The sequence below is a fragment of the Erwinia sp. ErVv1 genome (assembly GCF_900068895.1).
In the GTDB taxonomy this organism is placed as follows: Bacteria; Pseudomonadota; Gammaproteobacteria; order Enterobacterales; family Enterobacteriaceae; genus Erwinia.
Map to the genome: position 1 here is coordinate 224,453 of NZ_CDPK01000003.1, position 16,315 is coordinate 240,767.

The 16,315-nt window shown below is 55.8% G+C and carries 12 protein-coding genes; 6 read left to right on the plus strand and 6 right to left on the minus strand.

What is annotated here, in order from left to right; translation table 11 throughout:
* Positions 1–206: 206 nt before the first annotated feature.
* Positions 207–434, minus strand: coding sequence for a cold shock-like protein CspD (gene cspD, locus A1830_RS05285; protein WP_067702791.1), 228 nt, complete (start codon positions 432–434; stop codon positions 207–209).
* 318 nt (positions 435–752) lie between these two features.
* On the opposite strand from cspD, the gene clpS reads away from it, so the two are divergent.
* Together clpS and clpA are read left to right on the plus strand one after the other, a co-directional pair.
* A complete protein-coding gene (gene clpS / locus A1830_RS05295) occupies positions 753–1,073 on the plus strand; it encodes an ATP-dependent Clp protease adapter ClpS (protein ID WP_067703691.1) in 321 nt (106 codons plus the stop codon).
* A 28-nt stretch (positions 1,074–1,101) separates the two neighbouring features.
* Entirely contained in the window at positions 1,102–3,378 is a 2,277-nt protein-coding gene (gene clpA / locus A1830_RS05300; RefSeq protein WP_067702796.1) for an ATP-dependent Clp protease ATP-binding subunit ClpA, read from the plus strand.
* 103 nt (positions 3,379–3,481) lie between these two features.
* On the opposite strand, the gene infA is transcribed toward clpA, so the two are convergent.
* The 5 genes from infA to trxB form a co-directional block, all read right to left on the minus strand.
* Positions 3,482–3,700 (minus strand): translation initiation factor IF-1, encoded by a 219-nt coding sequence (infA, locus tag A1830_RS05305; RefSeq protein WP_002211347.1) that lies wholly within the window; start codon positions 3,698–3,700, stop codon positions 3,482–3,484.
* Positions 3,701–4,064: 364 nt separating this feature from the next.
* A complete protein-coding gene (gene aat / locus A1830_RS05310; RefSeq protein ID WP_067702799.1) occupies positions 4,065–4,757 on the minus strand; it encodes a leucyl/phenylalanyl-tRNA--protein transferase in 693 nt (230 codons plus the stop codon).
* 30 nt (positions 4,758–4,787) lie between these two features.
* Positions 4,788–6,506, minus strand: coding sequence for a heme ABC transporter ATP-binding protein/permease CydC (cydC, locus tag A1830_RS05315; protein ID WP_067702802.1), 1,719 nt, complete (start codon positions 6,504–6,506; stop codon positions 4,788–4,790).
* Positions 6,503–8,272: a heme ABC transporter permease/ATP-binding protein CydD gene (cydD, locus tag A1830_RS05320; protein WP_067703694.1), complete on the minus strand. Its 1,770-nt coding sequence runs from the start codon at positions 8,270–8,272 to the stop codon at positions 6,503–6,505. Before cydD ends, cydC begins: the two co-directional genes overlap by 4 nt.
* Before the next feature lie 149 nt (positions 8,273–8,421).
* Entirely contained in the window at positions 8,422–9,390 is a 969-nt protein-coding gene (gene trxB / locus A1830_RS05325) for a thioredoxin-disulfide reductase (protein WP_067702805.1), read from the minus strand.
* Between the two features lie 521 nt (positions 9,391–9,911).
* Between trxB and lrp the strand changes: the two genes are divergently transcribed.
* From lrp to A1830_RS05345, 4 genes are all read left to right on the plus strand, one after another.
* Entirely contained in the window at positions 9,912–10,406 is a 495-nt protein-coding gene (gene lrp, locus A1830_RS05330) for a leucine-responsive transcriptional regulator Lrp (RefSeq protein ID WP_006118610.1), read from the plus strand.
* Positions 10,407–10,525: 119 nt separating this feature from the next.
* The gene (locus tag A1830_RS05335) at positions 10,526–14,080 is read left to right on the plus strand and encodes a DNA translocase FtsK 4TM domain-containing protein (RefSeq protein WP_067702807.1); all 3,555 of its coding nucleotides are present in this window, start codon (positions 10,526–10,528) and stop codon (positions 14,078–14,080) included.
* A gap of 197 nt (positions 14,081–14,277) precedes the next feature.
* Entirely contained in the window at positions 14,278–14,889 is a 612-nt protein-coding gene (gene lolA / locus A1830_RS05340; protein WP_067702811.1) for an outer membrane lipoprotein periplasmic chaperone LolA, read from the plus strand.
* A gap of 7 nt (positions 14,890–14,896) precedes the next feature.
* Complete coding sequence (locus tag A1830_RS05345) at positions 14,897–16,240, plus strand: replication-associated recombination protein A (RefSeq protein ID WP_067702814.1); 1,344 nt, start codon at positions 14,897–14,899, stop codon at positions 16,238–16,240.
* The last annotated feature ends 75 nt before the right edge of the window (positions 16,241–16,315 follow it).

Consider the following 16,315-nt stretch of genomic DNA (forward strand, 5'->3'; position numbering starts at 1 on the left):
TTAGCTAAATTTCTATATTGAGTAAAGCGCAGGACCAGATGGAAGTGGCATCAGGAAAAATAGCAGAAATAAGTCTGATTTCGCGGCCTTGAAATATGTCTCGGCATCCCAATCTTAGTAAAGTCGGTAAACGTAACAGATAGAAATGCCAGCCTGAGTTGCTGGCATTTTATTCAAGGGTTAGTCAGAATGTGTTAAGGATAAGGTCAGGCATCGACGGCCATCGCTTCTTCTACAGGAACGATCAGGCTGGCGTGATTGCCTTTTGGCCCCTGATGCACATCAAACTGGACTTGCTGTCCGGCTTTCAGCGTTCTGTAACCGTCCATCTGAATGGTTGAGTAGTGTGCGAAGATATCCTCGCCGCCGCTGACCGGACAGATAAAGCCGAAGCCTTTGGCATTATTGAACCATTTAACAGTACCCGTCTCCATGCTTCTACATCCCTCGCAAGACATTCAATTGAGTGGGGTGGTGAGGCAGATAGCCTCAAAGCTGGTTAAAACGCATCCAGCTTATGCCTGTACTGTAGATAAATGGCTTAATGCGTCAAGCATCGGGGACGTTATGACGGCAACAAAATCATCAAAATATGAGGCAGTTAACGCTATTGACGATTTTGTGATGAAGGTCGCTAAGCACTATTTTGCGACAAAAACGCATCGGGCCGGGGCAAAATTCTGAGTGTGTTAAACTTACTCTGAATGATGCCGGGCTGGCGTGAGCAGACAACGTTTACAAACCGGGTACGTATGGGAAAGACTAACGACTGGCTTAATTTTGAACAGCTTGCAGATGACAAATTGCGTGAAGGCCTCAAGCCACCTTCGATGTATAAAGTTATTTTAAACAATGACGATTATACACCTATGGAATTTGTTATTGACGTACTGCAAAAGTTCTTTTCTTATGATGTAGAACGTGCAACGCAACTGATGCTTACGGTTCACTATCAGGGAAAGGCGATCTGCGGTGTTTTTACTGCTGAAGTGGCAGAAACCAAGGTCGCTCATATCAATAAGTACGCCAGGGAGAATGAGCATCCGTTGCTGTGTACGCTGGAAAAAGCCTGAATAAGGCGATCTATTGGGGGAGGTGCCTATGCTCAATCAAGAACTGGAACTCAGTTTAAACATGGCTTTCGCCAGAGCGCGCGAGCACCGTCACGAGTTTATGACCGTCGAGCATTTGTTACTGGCGCTGCTCAGTAACCCGTCGGCCAGAGAGGCACTGGAAGCCTGTACGGTAGATATTGTGGCTCTCCGGCAGGAGCTTGAAGCCTTCATCGAACAAACCACCCCGGTCTTGCCGGTCAGCGAAGAAGAACGTGATACCCAGCCTACGCTGAGCTTCCAGCGTGTACTGCAACGGGCGGTTTTTCACGTCCAGTCATCCGGCCGCAGCGAAGTGGCGGGGGCAAACGTACTGGTCGCTATTTTCAGCGAGCAGGAATCCCAGGCTGCCTATTTGCTGCGTAAGCATGAGGTCAGCCGCCTTGACGTGGTTAATTTCATTTCACACGGTACGCGCAAAGATGAACCTGGCCAGGCGCCGGGTGCGGAAAATCCCGTTAACGAAGAGCAGGCAGGGGGGGAGGAACGTATGGAGAACTTCACCACCAATCTTAACCAGCTTGCTCGCGTCGGCGGAATCGATCCGCTGATTGGACGCGATAAAGAGCTGGAGCGTACCGTTCAGGTGCTGTGCCGCCGTCGCAAAAATAACCCGCTGCTGGTGGGTGAATCCGGCGTAGGTAAAACCGCCATTGCTGAAGGGCTTGCCTGGCGTATCGTCCAGGGCGAAGTGCCGGAAGTGATGAAGGATGCCACCATCTATTCGCTGGATATCGGCTCTCTGCTGGCCGGGACTAAGTATCGCGGCGACTTCGAAAAACGCTTTAAGGCGCTGTTAAAGCAGCTCGAGCAGGATAACAGCAGTATTCTGTTTATCGATGAGATCCATACGATCATCGGGGCGGGTGCCGCATCGGGTGGGCAGGTTGATGCCGCAAACCTGATTAAACCGCTGCTTTCGAGCGGGAAAATTCGGGTAATGGGCTCCACCACCTATCAGGAGTTCAGCAACATTTTCGAAAAAGATCGTGCGCTGGCGCGTCGTTTCCAGAAAATCGACATTACCGAACCGTCGGTGGATGAAACGGTGCAGATCCTTAACGGACTGAAGCCGAAGTATGAAGCGCACCATGACGTTCGCTATACGGCGAAAGCCGTACGCGCCGCCGTGGAGCTGGCTGTTAAGTATATCAACGATCGCCATTTGCCCGATAAGGCCATTGACGTCATTGATGAAGCGGGCGCGCGGGCGCGTCTGATGCCGGTCAGCAAGCGTAAGAAAACGGTTAACGTGGCGGATATCGAATCGGTCGTGGCGCGTATTGCGCGTATTCCTGAGAAGAGCGTTTCCGCGACCGATCGCGACACGCTGAGAAACCTCGGCGATCGCCTGAAGATGCTGGTATTTGGTCAGGATAATGCCATTGAAGCGCTGACCGAAGCGATCAAGATGAGCCGTGCTGGCCTGAGTCAGGACCGTAAACCGGTGGGTTCTTTCCTGTTTGCCGGGCCGACCGGCGTCGGGAAAACCGAAGTGACGGTACAGCTGGCGAAGGCGCTGGGTATTGAGCTGCTGCGTTTTGATATGTCCGAATATATGGAGCGTCATACCGTCAGCCGACTGATTGGTGCGCCTCCGGGCTATGTCGGTTTCGATCAGGGTGGCCTGCTGACCGATGCGGTTATCAAGCATCCGCATGCGGTTGTGCTGTTTGATGAAATTGAAAAAGCGCACCCGGACGTGTTCAATCTGCTGCTTCAGGTCATGGACAACGGTATGCTGACCGATAACAACGGTCGTAAAGCCGATTTCCGCAATGTGGTCGTGGTAATGACGACTAATGCTGGCGTGCGGGAAACCGAGCGTAAATCCATCGGTCTGATCCATCAGGACAACAGCACCGACGCGATGGAAGAGATTAAGAAGATCTTTACGCCGGAATTCCGCAACCGTCTGGACAACATTATCTGGTTCAAACATCTTGATACCGAGGTGATTCATCAGGTAGTGGACAAGTTCATTGTTGAACTTCAGGCGCAGCTGGATGCGAAAGGCGTGTCGCTGGAAGTCAGTGATGAGGCCCGTGACTGGCTGGCGGTGAAGGGGTATGACAAAGCGATGGGCGCGCGTCCGATGGCGCGTACCGTGCAGGAAAACCTCAAGAAACCGCTGGCGAACGAGCTGCTGTTTGGATCGCTGGTAGACGGGGGCTCTGTCTCTGTCGCACTGGACAAAGAGAATAACAAGCTGACTTACCACTTCCTTAGCGCTGAGAAGCGTAAAACGGAAGGGACGGTTCACTAACAGAGCGCGAACTGCTTTAAATGCAGATAAATAAAAAGGCCGGTTTAAACCGGCCTTTTTTTATGGGCGCTGCGGCAGATGCGGCAGCACGACTGAATGCGTATTAGCGACTACGGAAGACAATGCGGCCTTTGCTCAGGTCGTACGGGGTCAGCTCTACAGTGACTTTGTCGCCCGTCAGGATGCGGATATAGTTTTTGCGCATTTTACCGGAGATGTGAGCGGTAACCACGTGTCCGTTTTCAAGCTCAACGCGAAACATGGTGTTGGGTAACGTATCCAGTACGGTTCCCTGCATTTCAATATTGTCTTCTTTGGCCATCGAATCCTCTGGGTGTTACAACCTTAGTTTGAACCGGCAAGATAATGCCGAATTTCAAGTATTATGTAAAGAATTGTTGGTGAATTCACCAGCATCAGCCCCTCTGCAGCGCGGCTGAGAGAGGAGCTCACGATTAATTCTGAGTAGTGTATGGGTGTCAACGCGTGAGGGAATTGCGGGCTAAGAATGCGTTTTTCAACCGCTTCTGCGCGGGCTGAAAAGCGTAAAGACAAGTTGCGTTAATATTCCCTGCCAGGCCAATCCCGGCTCGCCAGTGATGTAAGGCGAAGGGCGGACGACATACCAAACGCGCATATTATACCACTGTTCTCGCCGGTTGCGTGGAAAACATCAAGAAATAGCATCAAAAAAGGGTCTGCTGCTGCCAGCAGCCTTCAGCAAGTGAACGATCGGACAATGCATGAACAATTTGCAGGTAGTCGGCGCGGGGGATCTCCTCCGCGCCCAGCGAGGCGGTATGCGGATTCAACACCTGACAGTCAATCAGCTGGCCGCCCTGTTGTGCAAAATAGTGGCTGAAGACCAGCAGCGCGGTTTTCGACGCATTCTCACGCAGGCTGAACATTGACTCACCGCAAAAAATCTGACCCAGCGCCAGGCCGTACATGCCGCCAACCAACTCCCCGTCGAGCCAAACTTCCACCGACTGGGCGTGGCCCATCTCAAACAGACGTTGCCAGGCGCGCTTCACTTCCGGGGTGATCCAGGTACCTTCTTCACGATCGGTGGCGCAGCCTTCGATCACCTCAGCAAAGCGCTGATTCAGCGTCACCCGATAGGGCGAACGCAGGTGGAAACGCTTCATACTGCGGCTGAGGTGAAACCGTCCGGGATAGAGTACCGCGCGCGGGTCGGGTGACCACCAGAGTATCGGATCGCCAGGTGAGAACCAGGGAAAAATACCGCGATGATAAGCGTTGAGCAGGCGAGGGGGACTGAGATCCCCGCCCATTGCCAGCAGGCCGTTGGGCTCACGGAGGGCCATTTCAGGAGGAGGGAAGTTAAGCGACTCCCTCGAAAGCTGGATCAGACGCATGATAAAATCTCTGTCGAACGAGAGGAGAAACTATAGCGCAATCCGCTGGTGAAAATCCCAGTAGCGGCCGCGTTTTGAGATTAATTCGTGATGATTTCCCTGCTCAGCAATTTCACCGCTGTCCATAAGGCAAATTTTGTCGAAATGCTCCAGCCCCTGTAATCGGTGGGTGACCATGATCAGGGTTCTGTGTTGAGCTATCTGGCGCAGCAGCAGGAGAATATGCTGCTCTGTTTCCGCATCCAGTCCCTCGGTCGGCTCATCGAGCAGCATTAAGCCACCGCCGTGCAGCAGCGCACGGGCGATGGCCAGGCGACGAAGCTCCCCGCCAGAAAGCGCTCTTCCTCCTTCACCCAGCCACGCGTTTAGCCCCTGATCATCGTCGAGCAGGCCAGCCAGGCCAACCTGGCGAAGCGCATCGCAGAGCCGGGCATCGGTTGCCTCAGGTGCCGCCAGCAGAAGATTGCCGCGCAGCGTGTCGCTAAACAGGTGAACACGCTGTGTGACCACGCTAATGGCGCGGCGCAGGCTCTGCTCACTCCAGGCAGAAAGCGGCTGGTCATTGAGCAGGATAACGCCCTGCTGAGGATCCCAGGCACGGGTAAGCAGCTGAATCAGCGTCGACTTGCCACAGCCGGTACGGCCAAGCAGCGCGACATGCTCGCCTTTGGCGAGAGTCAGCGACAGGTTTTGCAGCGCCTGATGCCTGCCGTCGTAGCTGAAGCTGACGTTTTGCAGCTCAAGCTGTACATGTTCGCCAACGGACGGGCCGGCAGAGGGGAACTGGACGGCCGGCCGCTGACTGACAATCTGGGTCACGCGGCGGGCAGAGGCCATTACCTGTCCCAGATGCTGGAACGCGCCGCCCACGGGCGCCAGCGCCTCGAATGCCGCCAGGGTGCAGAAGACAAACAGGGCGATGGGTGCGCCCGGCAGAGCGGACTCGCCGGCGGCCAGCCAGAATATCAGCACCAGGGTGAAACCGGTTATCAGGGTGAGCAGGGCAAGGGAGAGCCCGGAAAGACTGGCCTGACGACGCTGTGCGCGTAGCCATGCCGCTTCGGTGGTATCCAGCCTGCTGCGATACGCGGCCTCGCCGCCATAAAGCGTCAGCTCTGCCTGCCCGTTGAGCCAGCTGGTGACCTCGGTGCGATAGCGGCTGCGCAGCTGGGTCAGCGCTTCTCCGGTGGGACGTCCGGCACGGTAAAACAGCGGCGGAAGCAGGATTAGCGTCAGCAGCATCAGGCCCCCCAGCGTCAGCGCCAGCCTCCCGTCCAGCCAGCTCAGCCCCCCCGTGACGGCGATGATAACAAAGAGTGCGCCAATAAGCGGGGAGATAACCCGCAGGTAAAGATGATCGAGGGTATCGACATCTGCAACCAGGCGATTCAGTAAATCCCCCTGGCGGAACGGAGCCAGCCCGGCGGGTGAAAGGGGGATCAGCCTGCTAAAGGTATAAACCCGCAAATGCTCAAGCACTCTGAACGTGCCATCATGACTGACCAGCCGCTCAAAGTAGCGCGCGGCCGTGCGGATGATGGCCGCGCCGCGAACCCCCGCCGCAGGCAGCATATAGTTGAAGCTGTAAAGTCCGGCGCTGCCCGCCAGGTAGGAGGCGGCCAGGAACCATCCGGAGAGCGTCAGCAGGCCGACGCTGGCCAGCAGCGTAAGGATCGCCAGCACAATACCTAGCGACAGACGCCAGAAATGACGACGATAAAGCGCGAAAAAAGGGGCCAGGGTAGTCATTGAGCGCGCTCCTGTCGGTGTGAAGCCAGTTCAGTGAAGGCACCCGGATACTGAACAAGCTGACCATGGGTGCCGCGCTGAATAATTTTCCCTTCGCGCATCAGCCAGATTTCATCCCAGCGATCCAGCTGTTCAAGCTGATGAGTGACCAGCAGCGTCGTCTGGTTGAATGACGCGTCGTGGAGCGCCTGATTGACCTGCTGTTCACTGTGGCTGTCCAGGCTGGCTCCCGGCTCATCCAGCAGCATCAGGCGGCAGGGTTTGTACAGCGCACGCGCGACGGCAATGCGCTGGGCCTGGCCTACAGAGAGATGCCGGGCGTGTTCACCGGTTTCGCTCTCCAGCCCGGCGGGCAGGTGCGGAAGAAACTCATCAACCCCGGCAAGGGCAGTAACCTTACGCAGGCGATCCGAATGGTCGCTGCCGTCCATAACAATATTTTCACGCAGCGTACGGGCAGGGAGATGAGGATTCTGTCCTACCCAGGCAAGCTGCTGCTGCCAGAAGCCCGGCTCGATGTCGCGCAGCTCCACGCCGTTAATCAGCAGCGATCCCTGATAGGGTAAATGACCGAGAATAAGACCCAGCAGGGAGGTTTTCCCCGCTCCGCTCTGGCCAATTACGGCAACGCGCTGGCCTGCCGCAAGGGAGAAATTCAGCGGACCCGCCAGAACCTTACCGCTAATGCTGGTAATAACGACATTGCGCGCCTCAAGGGCGATGCCCGGTGAAGGGTCAATGCGCGTTTTCCCCTGCCGGGCCGGGAGGGTGTCCGCGTTGCTGAGGAAGGTTTCCAGCGCATCAGCCCCGCCTACCGCCTGTGCTTTCGCGTGGTAGAAGGTACCCATATCCCGCAGGGGCTGAAAGAACTCGGGTGCCAGTATCAGCGCCAGAAATCCGGCGAAGAGCGTAATACCGGTGCCGTAGTGACCAAAATTAAGCTCGCCGAGGTAGGAAAAACCGAAATAAACCGCGACCACGGCGATTGAAAGCGAGGCGAAAAATTCCAGCACCGCCGAAGAGAGAAAGGCCAGGCGTAATACATCCATGGTGCGCCGGCGAAAATCGGCGGAGGCCTCACGGATCTGCGCGGTTTCGGCCGTTGCCCGATTAAACAGGCGCAGCGTTTCCAGCCCGCGCAGGCGGTCGAGGAAGTGACCGCTCAGACGAGCCAGCGCGCTAAAGTTGCGCCGGTTTGCCTCTGCTGCGCCCAGGCCCACCAGCGCCATAAACAGAGGGATAAGTGGCGCGGTGGCCAGCAGGATCAGCGCGGCGGCCCAGTTAACCGGGAACAGGGCAATCAGAATCGTGAGTGGGATAAACACCGCCAGTAACATCTGCGGCTGATAGCGGGCGTAATAATCCTGCATATCCTCGATTTGTTCCAGCAGCAACGTCGCCCAACTGCCCGCGGGTTTTCCCTGAATACAGGCCGGGCCGAGCTGATGCAGCCTGTCCAGAATGGTACGACGAAGGCGTTGTCGAATGGCTTTGCCATACTCGAAGCCAACTTTTTCACGCCCCCAGGCCAGCAGGGCGCGCAGAAAGAAGCAGACCAACAACAGCATAAAGGGGCTGACCAGCGTGTCGCGTGGCTGGCCCGTCACGATCAGGGCCCGAAGCAGCGTAGCCAGCAGCCATGCCTGCCCGACCACCAGTACGGCGCTCAGCATGCCCAACAGCATGGAAAGGCGCAGCCAGCCTTTACCCTGTGCGCTCTGACTTCTTAGCCAGCGTAATAGATATTGTTGCCTTGTTTTGTTCATGACCTGCCGGTGCGACGGGAGGAGGGCAGAGCTGCACTCCATATCCCGGTAATAAACGGGGGGAATTTCCTGGGATTTTACCGTGCACAAAAAGAAAAGGCGACCTGCAAAGGTCGCCTTCCGGAAAATTGAAGCAGTGTTTTAACAACTTACTGAGAGTTTTTAACCAATCCGTCGAGATAGCGTTCCGCATCCAGCGCGGCCATGCAGCCGGTTCCGGCGGAGGTGATCGCCTGACGATAGATATGATCCATCACGTCGCCCGCAGCGAATACGCCTGGAATGCTGGTCTGGGTCGCATTACCCTGCAGACCAGACTGGACTTTCAGATAACCATTTTCCAGTTCGAGCTGGCCGTTAAATATGGCGGTGTTTGGGCTGTGACCGATGGCAACAAACAGTCCGGCGACCTGCAACTCCTCCGTTTTTTCAACGTCATCCGTGGCGCGCAGGCGCAGCGAGCTAACGCCCATCTGATCGCCCAACACCTCATCCAGCGTGCGGTGCGTATGCAAAACGATATTGCCGGTGCGGACTTTCTCCATCAGACGATCGATCAGGATCTTCTCTGCGCGAAAGCTGTCACGTCGATGAATCAGATGAACTTCAGCGGCGATATTCGCCAGGTAGAGTGCTTCCTCAACCGCTGTATTACCGCCGCCAATAACCGCAACTTTCTGGTTACGGTAGAAGAAACCATCACAGGTTGCACAGGCTGACACGCCGCGTCCTTTGAACGCGTCTTCTGACGGCAGGCCCAGATAGCGGGCGGAAGCGCCGGTGGCGATAATCAGCGCGTCAGCCGTGTATTCACCGCTGTCGCCGGTCAGACGGAAGGGACGGTTTTGCAGGTCGACGGTATGAATATGATCGAAAATAATCTCCGTATTAAATTTTTCGGCATGTTCCTGCATGCGCTCCATCAGCAGCGGGCCGGTCAGATCGTGGGGATCGCCGGGCCAGTTTTCCACTTCAGTGGTGGTGGTCAGCTGACCGCCTTTTTCTAAACCGGTAATTAATACCGGGTTCAGGTTCGCTCGCGCAGCATACACCGCTGCGGTGTAGCCTGCCGGGCCGGAACCCAGGATAAGTAATTTACTGTGTTTGGCCGTGCTCATGAGCCCCTCTTTTTTTAACTGGCATACTTTTTTTGATTGTAGGGAATTTAGCGCAGCAAAAAAAGCGTTCTGCAATTTTGTTAGCAATAGATGTAAAAGGTTTAACCATTCAGGCTGCGCCATTATCGGGAGGGCTGCCCCAAAATGGGGCAGTGAAGGCCATTTTGTGGTGCAGAAATACAGGAATATTCATTTAAAAACAGTCATGCAGTCACGCGTTTGGCATGTTGTACTGATTTTAGTTGTTTTACTTTGACAATCGGCTGGTCTTTTGCGAAAACAGTAATGGAAGCAGAGGGTATCCTGGCCGACGGAACCGGGTTTATCCCGTGTTTTAGCCGTTACCGGATAAACTCAGTCTGTCATTGGTCATGACGCATGGTGTGGACAGACAGCATGCGTCATACGGATGGGCGTTTTAAAATCGCAACAGGCGCCAGACTTCACTTAAACAACTCTGTAACAGCGGCATTGTTCAGGGTATGGCGGGTAAAGGGAAGGCATTAAGAGAGACAATAATAATGGTAGACAATAAAAAACGACCGGGTAAAGACCTCGACAGAATCGACCGCAACATTTTAAATGAACTGCAGAAAGATGGCCGAATTTCAAACGTCGAGTTGTCTAAACGCGTGGGGCTATCGCCGACGCCATGCCTTGAGCGTGTTCGTCGTCTGGAAAGGCAGGGATTTATTCTGGGCTACACCGCTCAGCTCAATCCTCACTACCTCGATGCCTCGCTACTGGTATTTGTTGAGATTACTCTGAATCGTGGCGCGCCTGACGTATTCGAACAATTTAACGCCGCCGTGCAAAAACTTGAGGAAACTCAAGAGTGTCATCTTGTTTCCGGCGATTTCGACTATCTGTTGAAAACGCGTGTGCCCGACATGTCAGCCTACCGTAAATTGCTGGGTGAAACCCTGCTACGCCTGCCGGGCGTGAACGATACGCGGACCTACGTGGTGATGGAAGAAGTGAAACAAAGTAACCGCCTGGTCATTAAGACGCGGTAACACAGGGCAGGTGCAAATTCTGTCGGATTTGGGTACACTCCTGTGAATTCATACAGGTTCAGCGTCGGGCTTGCCCGGCGTTTTTTCCTTCATAGTTTACGGGCACCTGGAGAGAACTCTTGAGCCAGGAATACACAGAAGATAAAGAAGTTTCCCTGCAACCTCTGAGCAGCGGGCGTCGCCTGCTGGAAGCGTTGCTGATTATTGTCGCTCTTTTCGCCATCTACCTGATGGTTGCGCTGGTGAGCTTCAATCCCTCCGATCCCAGCTGGTCACAGACTGCCTGGCATGAACCTATCCATAACCTGGGCGGCGGTATTGGCGCATGGCTTGCGGATACGTTGTTCTTTATTTTCGGCGTAATGGCCTACGCCATCCCGCCGGTGATACTGGGCCTGTGCTGGATAACCTTTAGTCAGCGCCACTCTCAGGACTATATTGACTATTTTGCGGTCGGCCTGCGCTTGATTGGCGTGCTGGCGCTGGTAATCACTACCTGTGGCCTGGCAGCGCTTAACGCGGATGATATCTGGTACTTTGCCTCCGGTGGGGTCATTGGCAGCCTGATTGTCAATGCAATGGCACCCTGGTTCAACGGCGCTACCGGCACACTAACGCTGCTCTGCATCTGGGCCGCTGGGTTAACGCTCTATACCGGATGGTCATGGCTCACTATCGCCGAGAAAATTGGCGGCGCGGTGATGGGCGTGCTGACCTTCGCCAGCAATCGTTCACGTGACGATCGCCGCTGGCATGAAGACGACTACGAAGACGAAGACGCGGAGGAAGCGTCATCTGTCGCTGCCCACTCACCAGCCGATCGACATGACGACGTGCTGCTGGGTTCCGCTGCCCGCCAGCCATCCGGTCATAATGATGACGACGTGCTGCTGGGTTCCGCTGCCCGTCAGCCGTCCGGACATAATGATGACGACGTGCTGCTGGCTTCTGCTGCCCGTCAGCCGTCCGGGCATAATGACGACGACGTGCTGCTGGGTTCCGCTGCCCGTCAGCCGTCAGGGCATAATGACGACGACGCGCTGCTGGCTTCTGCTGCCCGTCAGACATCCGTGCGAAATGATAACAATGCGCAGCTGGCTTCGACCGCCGCAGTAGCAACCGGTGCAGTAGCTGCTGCTGGGTCTACAGGTGCCGCGACCTTTGCACCTGTAAGAGAGGGCGCGTCCGTATACGACACTGGCCCCGCCTCTGCTGCACAGGCAGAACCAGATCCAGAACTTTATCGCTTCGAGGTCCCGGCCGATACCCCAGCACCTTCAAGACCGGTAATGGATGAAGACGATGGGCCGCAGATGGGTAACTGGCGTGAGGCTTCCTCTTCTTCACCCTTTGAGTTCACGGCCTCACCTGCCGTCCAGCCTGCTGATATCGCAGCTGGCCCGGCGGCGAATAATGCTGCGCCGCTGGCTACAACGGCAGCCTCGGCGGCAGCATTTATGCCCGGCTTTAGTGCCACCAGCGAGGGTCGCAATCCGCAGGTGAAGCAGGGGATCGGACCTTCGCTGCCCCGGCCAAACCCGGTTAAGCTGCCCACGCGGCGTGAACTGGCTTCCTATGGCATCAAACTGCCTTCTCAGCGTATTGCCGAGGAGAAAGCGAGAGAAGAGGAGCTGCGACAGCAGCAGGATGGGTCCGACTTACCGTTTGCCGCGCCTCAGAGTGAAGAGGCGATACAGGAAGAAGCGCACCTGCGCGAAGCCTTTATGGCGCAGCAGCAGGTTCGTTATGGCGAAGAGTTGACCGGGGAGGATGAAGAGTCACAGCAGCAGGCCGCGCTGGCACGTCAGTTCAGTGAGCAGCAACAGCAGCGTTACGGTGAGGCTGCGGAACATCCGCAGTCGACCGCTAAGCTGAATACTGCTGGTGCCTTTGATTTCTCTCCGCTTGACGATCTGGTGGATGATGGCCCACGCGAGCCCCTGTTCACGCTCTCAGCCATGCCGGAGTCAGAGCAGGAACAGCCGGCGGAACAGCCCCAGTGGCAGCAGCACAGTCAGCAGCCCGCTCAGCAAACCTCGGTTCCCTCGTGGCAGACTTCAGCCCCACAGGCTGAACCCGCTGCGCCACAGGCTGAACCTGCTGCGCCACAGCCGGAGCCCGTGGCGAAAGCGCCTGACAGCCTGTTCCATCCATTTTTGGTTCGCCATGAACAGCCGCTGGAGAAACCTACCACGCCGCTGCCGACGCTGGATCTGCTTTCGGCTCCGCCCGTTGAGGCAGAGCCGGTTGATATGTTCGCTCTCGAGCAAACGGCACGGCTGGTTGAGGCACGTCTTGCCGACTATCGCGTCAAGGCGGAAGTGGTGGGTATCTCTCCAGGCCCGGTCATTACCCGTTTCGAACTGGATCTGGCGCCGGGCGTTAAAGCGGCACGTATCTCTAACCTCTCCCGTGACCTTGCGCGCTCGCTCTCTGCCGTTGCGGTACGCGTGGTTGAGGTGATACCGGGTAAACCTTATGTCGGCCTGGAGCTTCCTAATAAGCATCGGCAGACGGTTTACATGCGTGAGGTGCTGGAGTGCGCTAAGTTCCGCGATAACCCTTCGCCGCTGGCGGTGGTGCTCGGTAAAGATATCGCCGGACAGCCGGTCGTCGCCGATCTGGCAAAAATGCCGCATCTGCTGGTCGCGGGTACCACCGGATCGGGTAAATCGGTTGGCGTTAACGCCATGATCATCAGCATGCTGTATAAAGCCACGCCGGAAGAAGTGCGCTTTATTATGATCGATCCGAAAATGCTGGAACTGTCGGTCTATGAAGGTATTCCTCATCTGCTGACCGAAGTGGTTACCGATATGAAGGATGCGGCTAATGCGCTGCGCTGGAGCGTTGGCGAGATGGAACGCCGCTATAAGCTCATGTCAGCGCTGGGCGTACGTAACCTGGCCGGGTATAACGAGAAAATCGAGCAGGCAGAAGCGATGGGCCGACCGATTCCCGATCCGTTCTGGAAGCCGGGAGACAGCATGGATATGACGCCGCCGGTGCTGGAAAAACTGCCCTACATCGTCGTGCTGGTCGATGAATTTGCCGATCTGATGATGGCGGTGGGTAAGAAAGTTGAAGAGCTGATTGCCCGTCTCGCCCAGAAAGCCCGTGCGGCAGGTATCCACCTGGTCCTTGCCACGCAGCGTCCGTCGGTTGATGTGATTACCGGCCTGATTAAAGCTAACATTCCGACCCGTATCGCCTTTACCGTCTCCAGCAAGATTGATTCGCGCACGATCCTCGATCAGGCGGGCGCGGAATCCCTGCTGGGTATGGGGGATATGCTCTATATGCCGCCGAACTCATCAATGCCGGTGCGCGTTCACGGCGCTTTCGTCCGCGATCAGGAAGTGCATGCGGTGGTGCAGGACTGGAAGGCGCGCGGTCGTCCTCAGTACATTGAAAGCATTACCGCCGGTGAGGAGAGTGAAAGTGGTGGTCTGGGTCTGGACGGTGAGGAGGAGCTGGATCCGCTGTTCGATCAGGCGGTGCTGTTCGTGGTTGAAAAACGCCGGGCCTCTATTTCAGGCGTCCAGCGTCAGTTCCGCATTGGCTATAACCGTGCTGCACGGATCATTGAACAGATGGAGGCACAGGGCATTGTTTCTTCTCCGGGCCATAACGGCAACCGCGAGGTGCTCTCCCCGCCGCCTCATGAAATGTAGTCGTCGTTTTTAACCTTTTTGCCGCTACAGACGGGCCAGGAAAACCTGGCCCGTTGAGTTTCCTGCAGACGCCCCCATAACACTATTATTGCCAACGACCAGAATAATCTCCTGTTGTAATCCTCCGGCCCTGGCTACAGTTATCCACGAATGCTTCCCCGCTTATGGGATAAAAAAGTTTTAATAAGGATGCCGTAATGAAAAAACTGATGATTTCCTGCTGTGTGATGGCTGCTTTTGCATCGGCCAGCGTATTCGCCGATGCTTCTTCTGACCTGCAGCAGCGTCTGGATAAGGTCAAAAGCTTTCACGCCAGTTTCACCCAAAAAGTGACCGATGGCAGCGGCCAGTCGGTGCAGGACGGCGAAGGTGAACTGTGGGTCAAGCGGCCAGATCTGTTTAACTGGCATATGACGGCACCGGACGAAAGCACCCTGATTTCTGACGGTAAAACCCTGTGGTTTTACAATCCGTTCGTGGAGCAGGTAAGTGCATCCTGGCTGAAAGATGCCACCAGCAACACGCCCTTTATGCTGATTGCGCGTAACCAGGGCAGTGACTGGAAGCAGTACAATATTAAGCAGCTGGGTGACAACTTTGAGCTGACGCCAAAATCTGCTGATGGCAATCTGAAACAGTTCACCATCAACGTCTCCACCAACGGTACAATCAATCAGTTCAGCGCGGTGGAGCAGGACGGTCAGCGCAGTAGCTACGCGCTTAAGAGCCAGCAAAATGGCGCAATCGCTGCCGATAAATTCCGTTTTACGCCGCCGAAAGGCGTAACGCTGGACGACCAGCGTAAGTGAGGTCAGCGTGAGCACTCTGTCTCTGGATTTCTCCCATAATGAATTTCAGCCTCTGGCCGCCCGTATGCGGCCACGTACGCTGGCTGAATATATCGGCCAGCAACATCTGCTGGCGACGGATAAGCCGCTTCCCCGCGCCATAGAGGCGGGTCATCTGCATTCAATGATCCTGTGGGGGCCACCAGGTACGGGTAAGACGACGTTAGCCGAGATTATTGGCCATTATGGTCAGGCCGATGTCGAGCGCATCTCTGCGGTGACGTCCGGGGTCAAAGATATCCGCGAGGCCATTGAACGGGCCAGGCAGAACCGTAATGCCGGGCGACGTACGATCCTGTTTGTTGATGAGGTCCATCGCTTCAATAAGAGCCAGCAGGATGCCTTCCTGCCGCATATTGAAGACGGCACCATTACCTTTATCGGCGCCACCACCGAAAACCCCTCGTTCGAGCTGAATTCAGCGCTCCTGTCCCGTGCCAGAGTGTATCTGCTGAAATCACTCACCGATGAGGATATCGAAACGGTGCTGACGCAGGCGATGAACGACAGCGAACGCGGCTACGGCGCGGAAAATATTGAACTGCCGGAGGCAACGCGGCGCATGATTGCCGCGCTGGTGAGCGGCGATGCACGCCGTGCTCTCAATACGCTGGAGATGATGGCCGATATGGCCGAAGTCAACGCTCAGGGCAAGCGTGAACTGACGCCAAAGCTTCTGAATGAGGTCAGTGGTGAACGCAGCGCCAGATTCGATAACAAGGGCGATCGCTACTACGACCTTATCTCGGCGCTGCACAAATCGATTCGCGGTTCCGCCCCCGATGCGGCGCTTTACTGGTACGCCAGGATCATCACCGCCGGTGGCGATCCGCTGTACGTAGCCCGTCGATTGCTGGCTATTGCGTCGGAAGATGTCGGCAACGCCGATCCGCGCGGCATGCAGGTTGCGATTTCGGCATGGGACTGTTTTACCCGCGTCGGCCCGGCAGAAGGCGAAAGGGCGATCGCGCAGGCGATCGTCTACCTGGCCTGCGCGCCAAAGAGTAATGCCGTCTACACCGCATTCAAGTCAGCGATGCGCGATGCGCGGGAAAATCCTGATTATGATGTGCCGGAACATCTGCGTAACGCCCCCACCCGACTAATGAAAGAGATGGGGCTGGGCGCGGAGTATCGCTATGCGCATGATGAACCCCATGCTTATGCGGCCGGAGAGGACTATTTTCCGGAGAAAATGGCCCATACTCGCTATTATCAGCCGACCTCTCGCGGTCTTGAAGGTAAAATTGGTGAAAAGCTCACCTGGCTTGCTGAGCAGGATCAAAATAGCCCGACAAAACGCTATCGTTGACAGTGGCGTTGCGGTAAGGTTAGCAAGGAATTCAACGCATTCGCTGATCGAATGCGTCCCGCTTTTATTCACTCA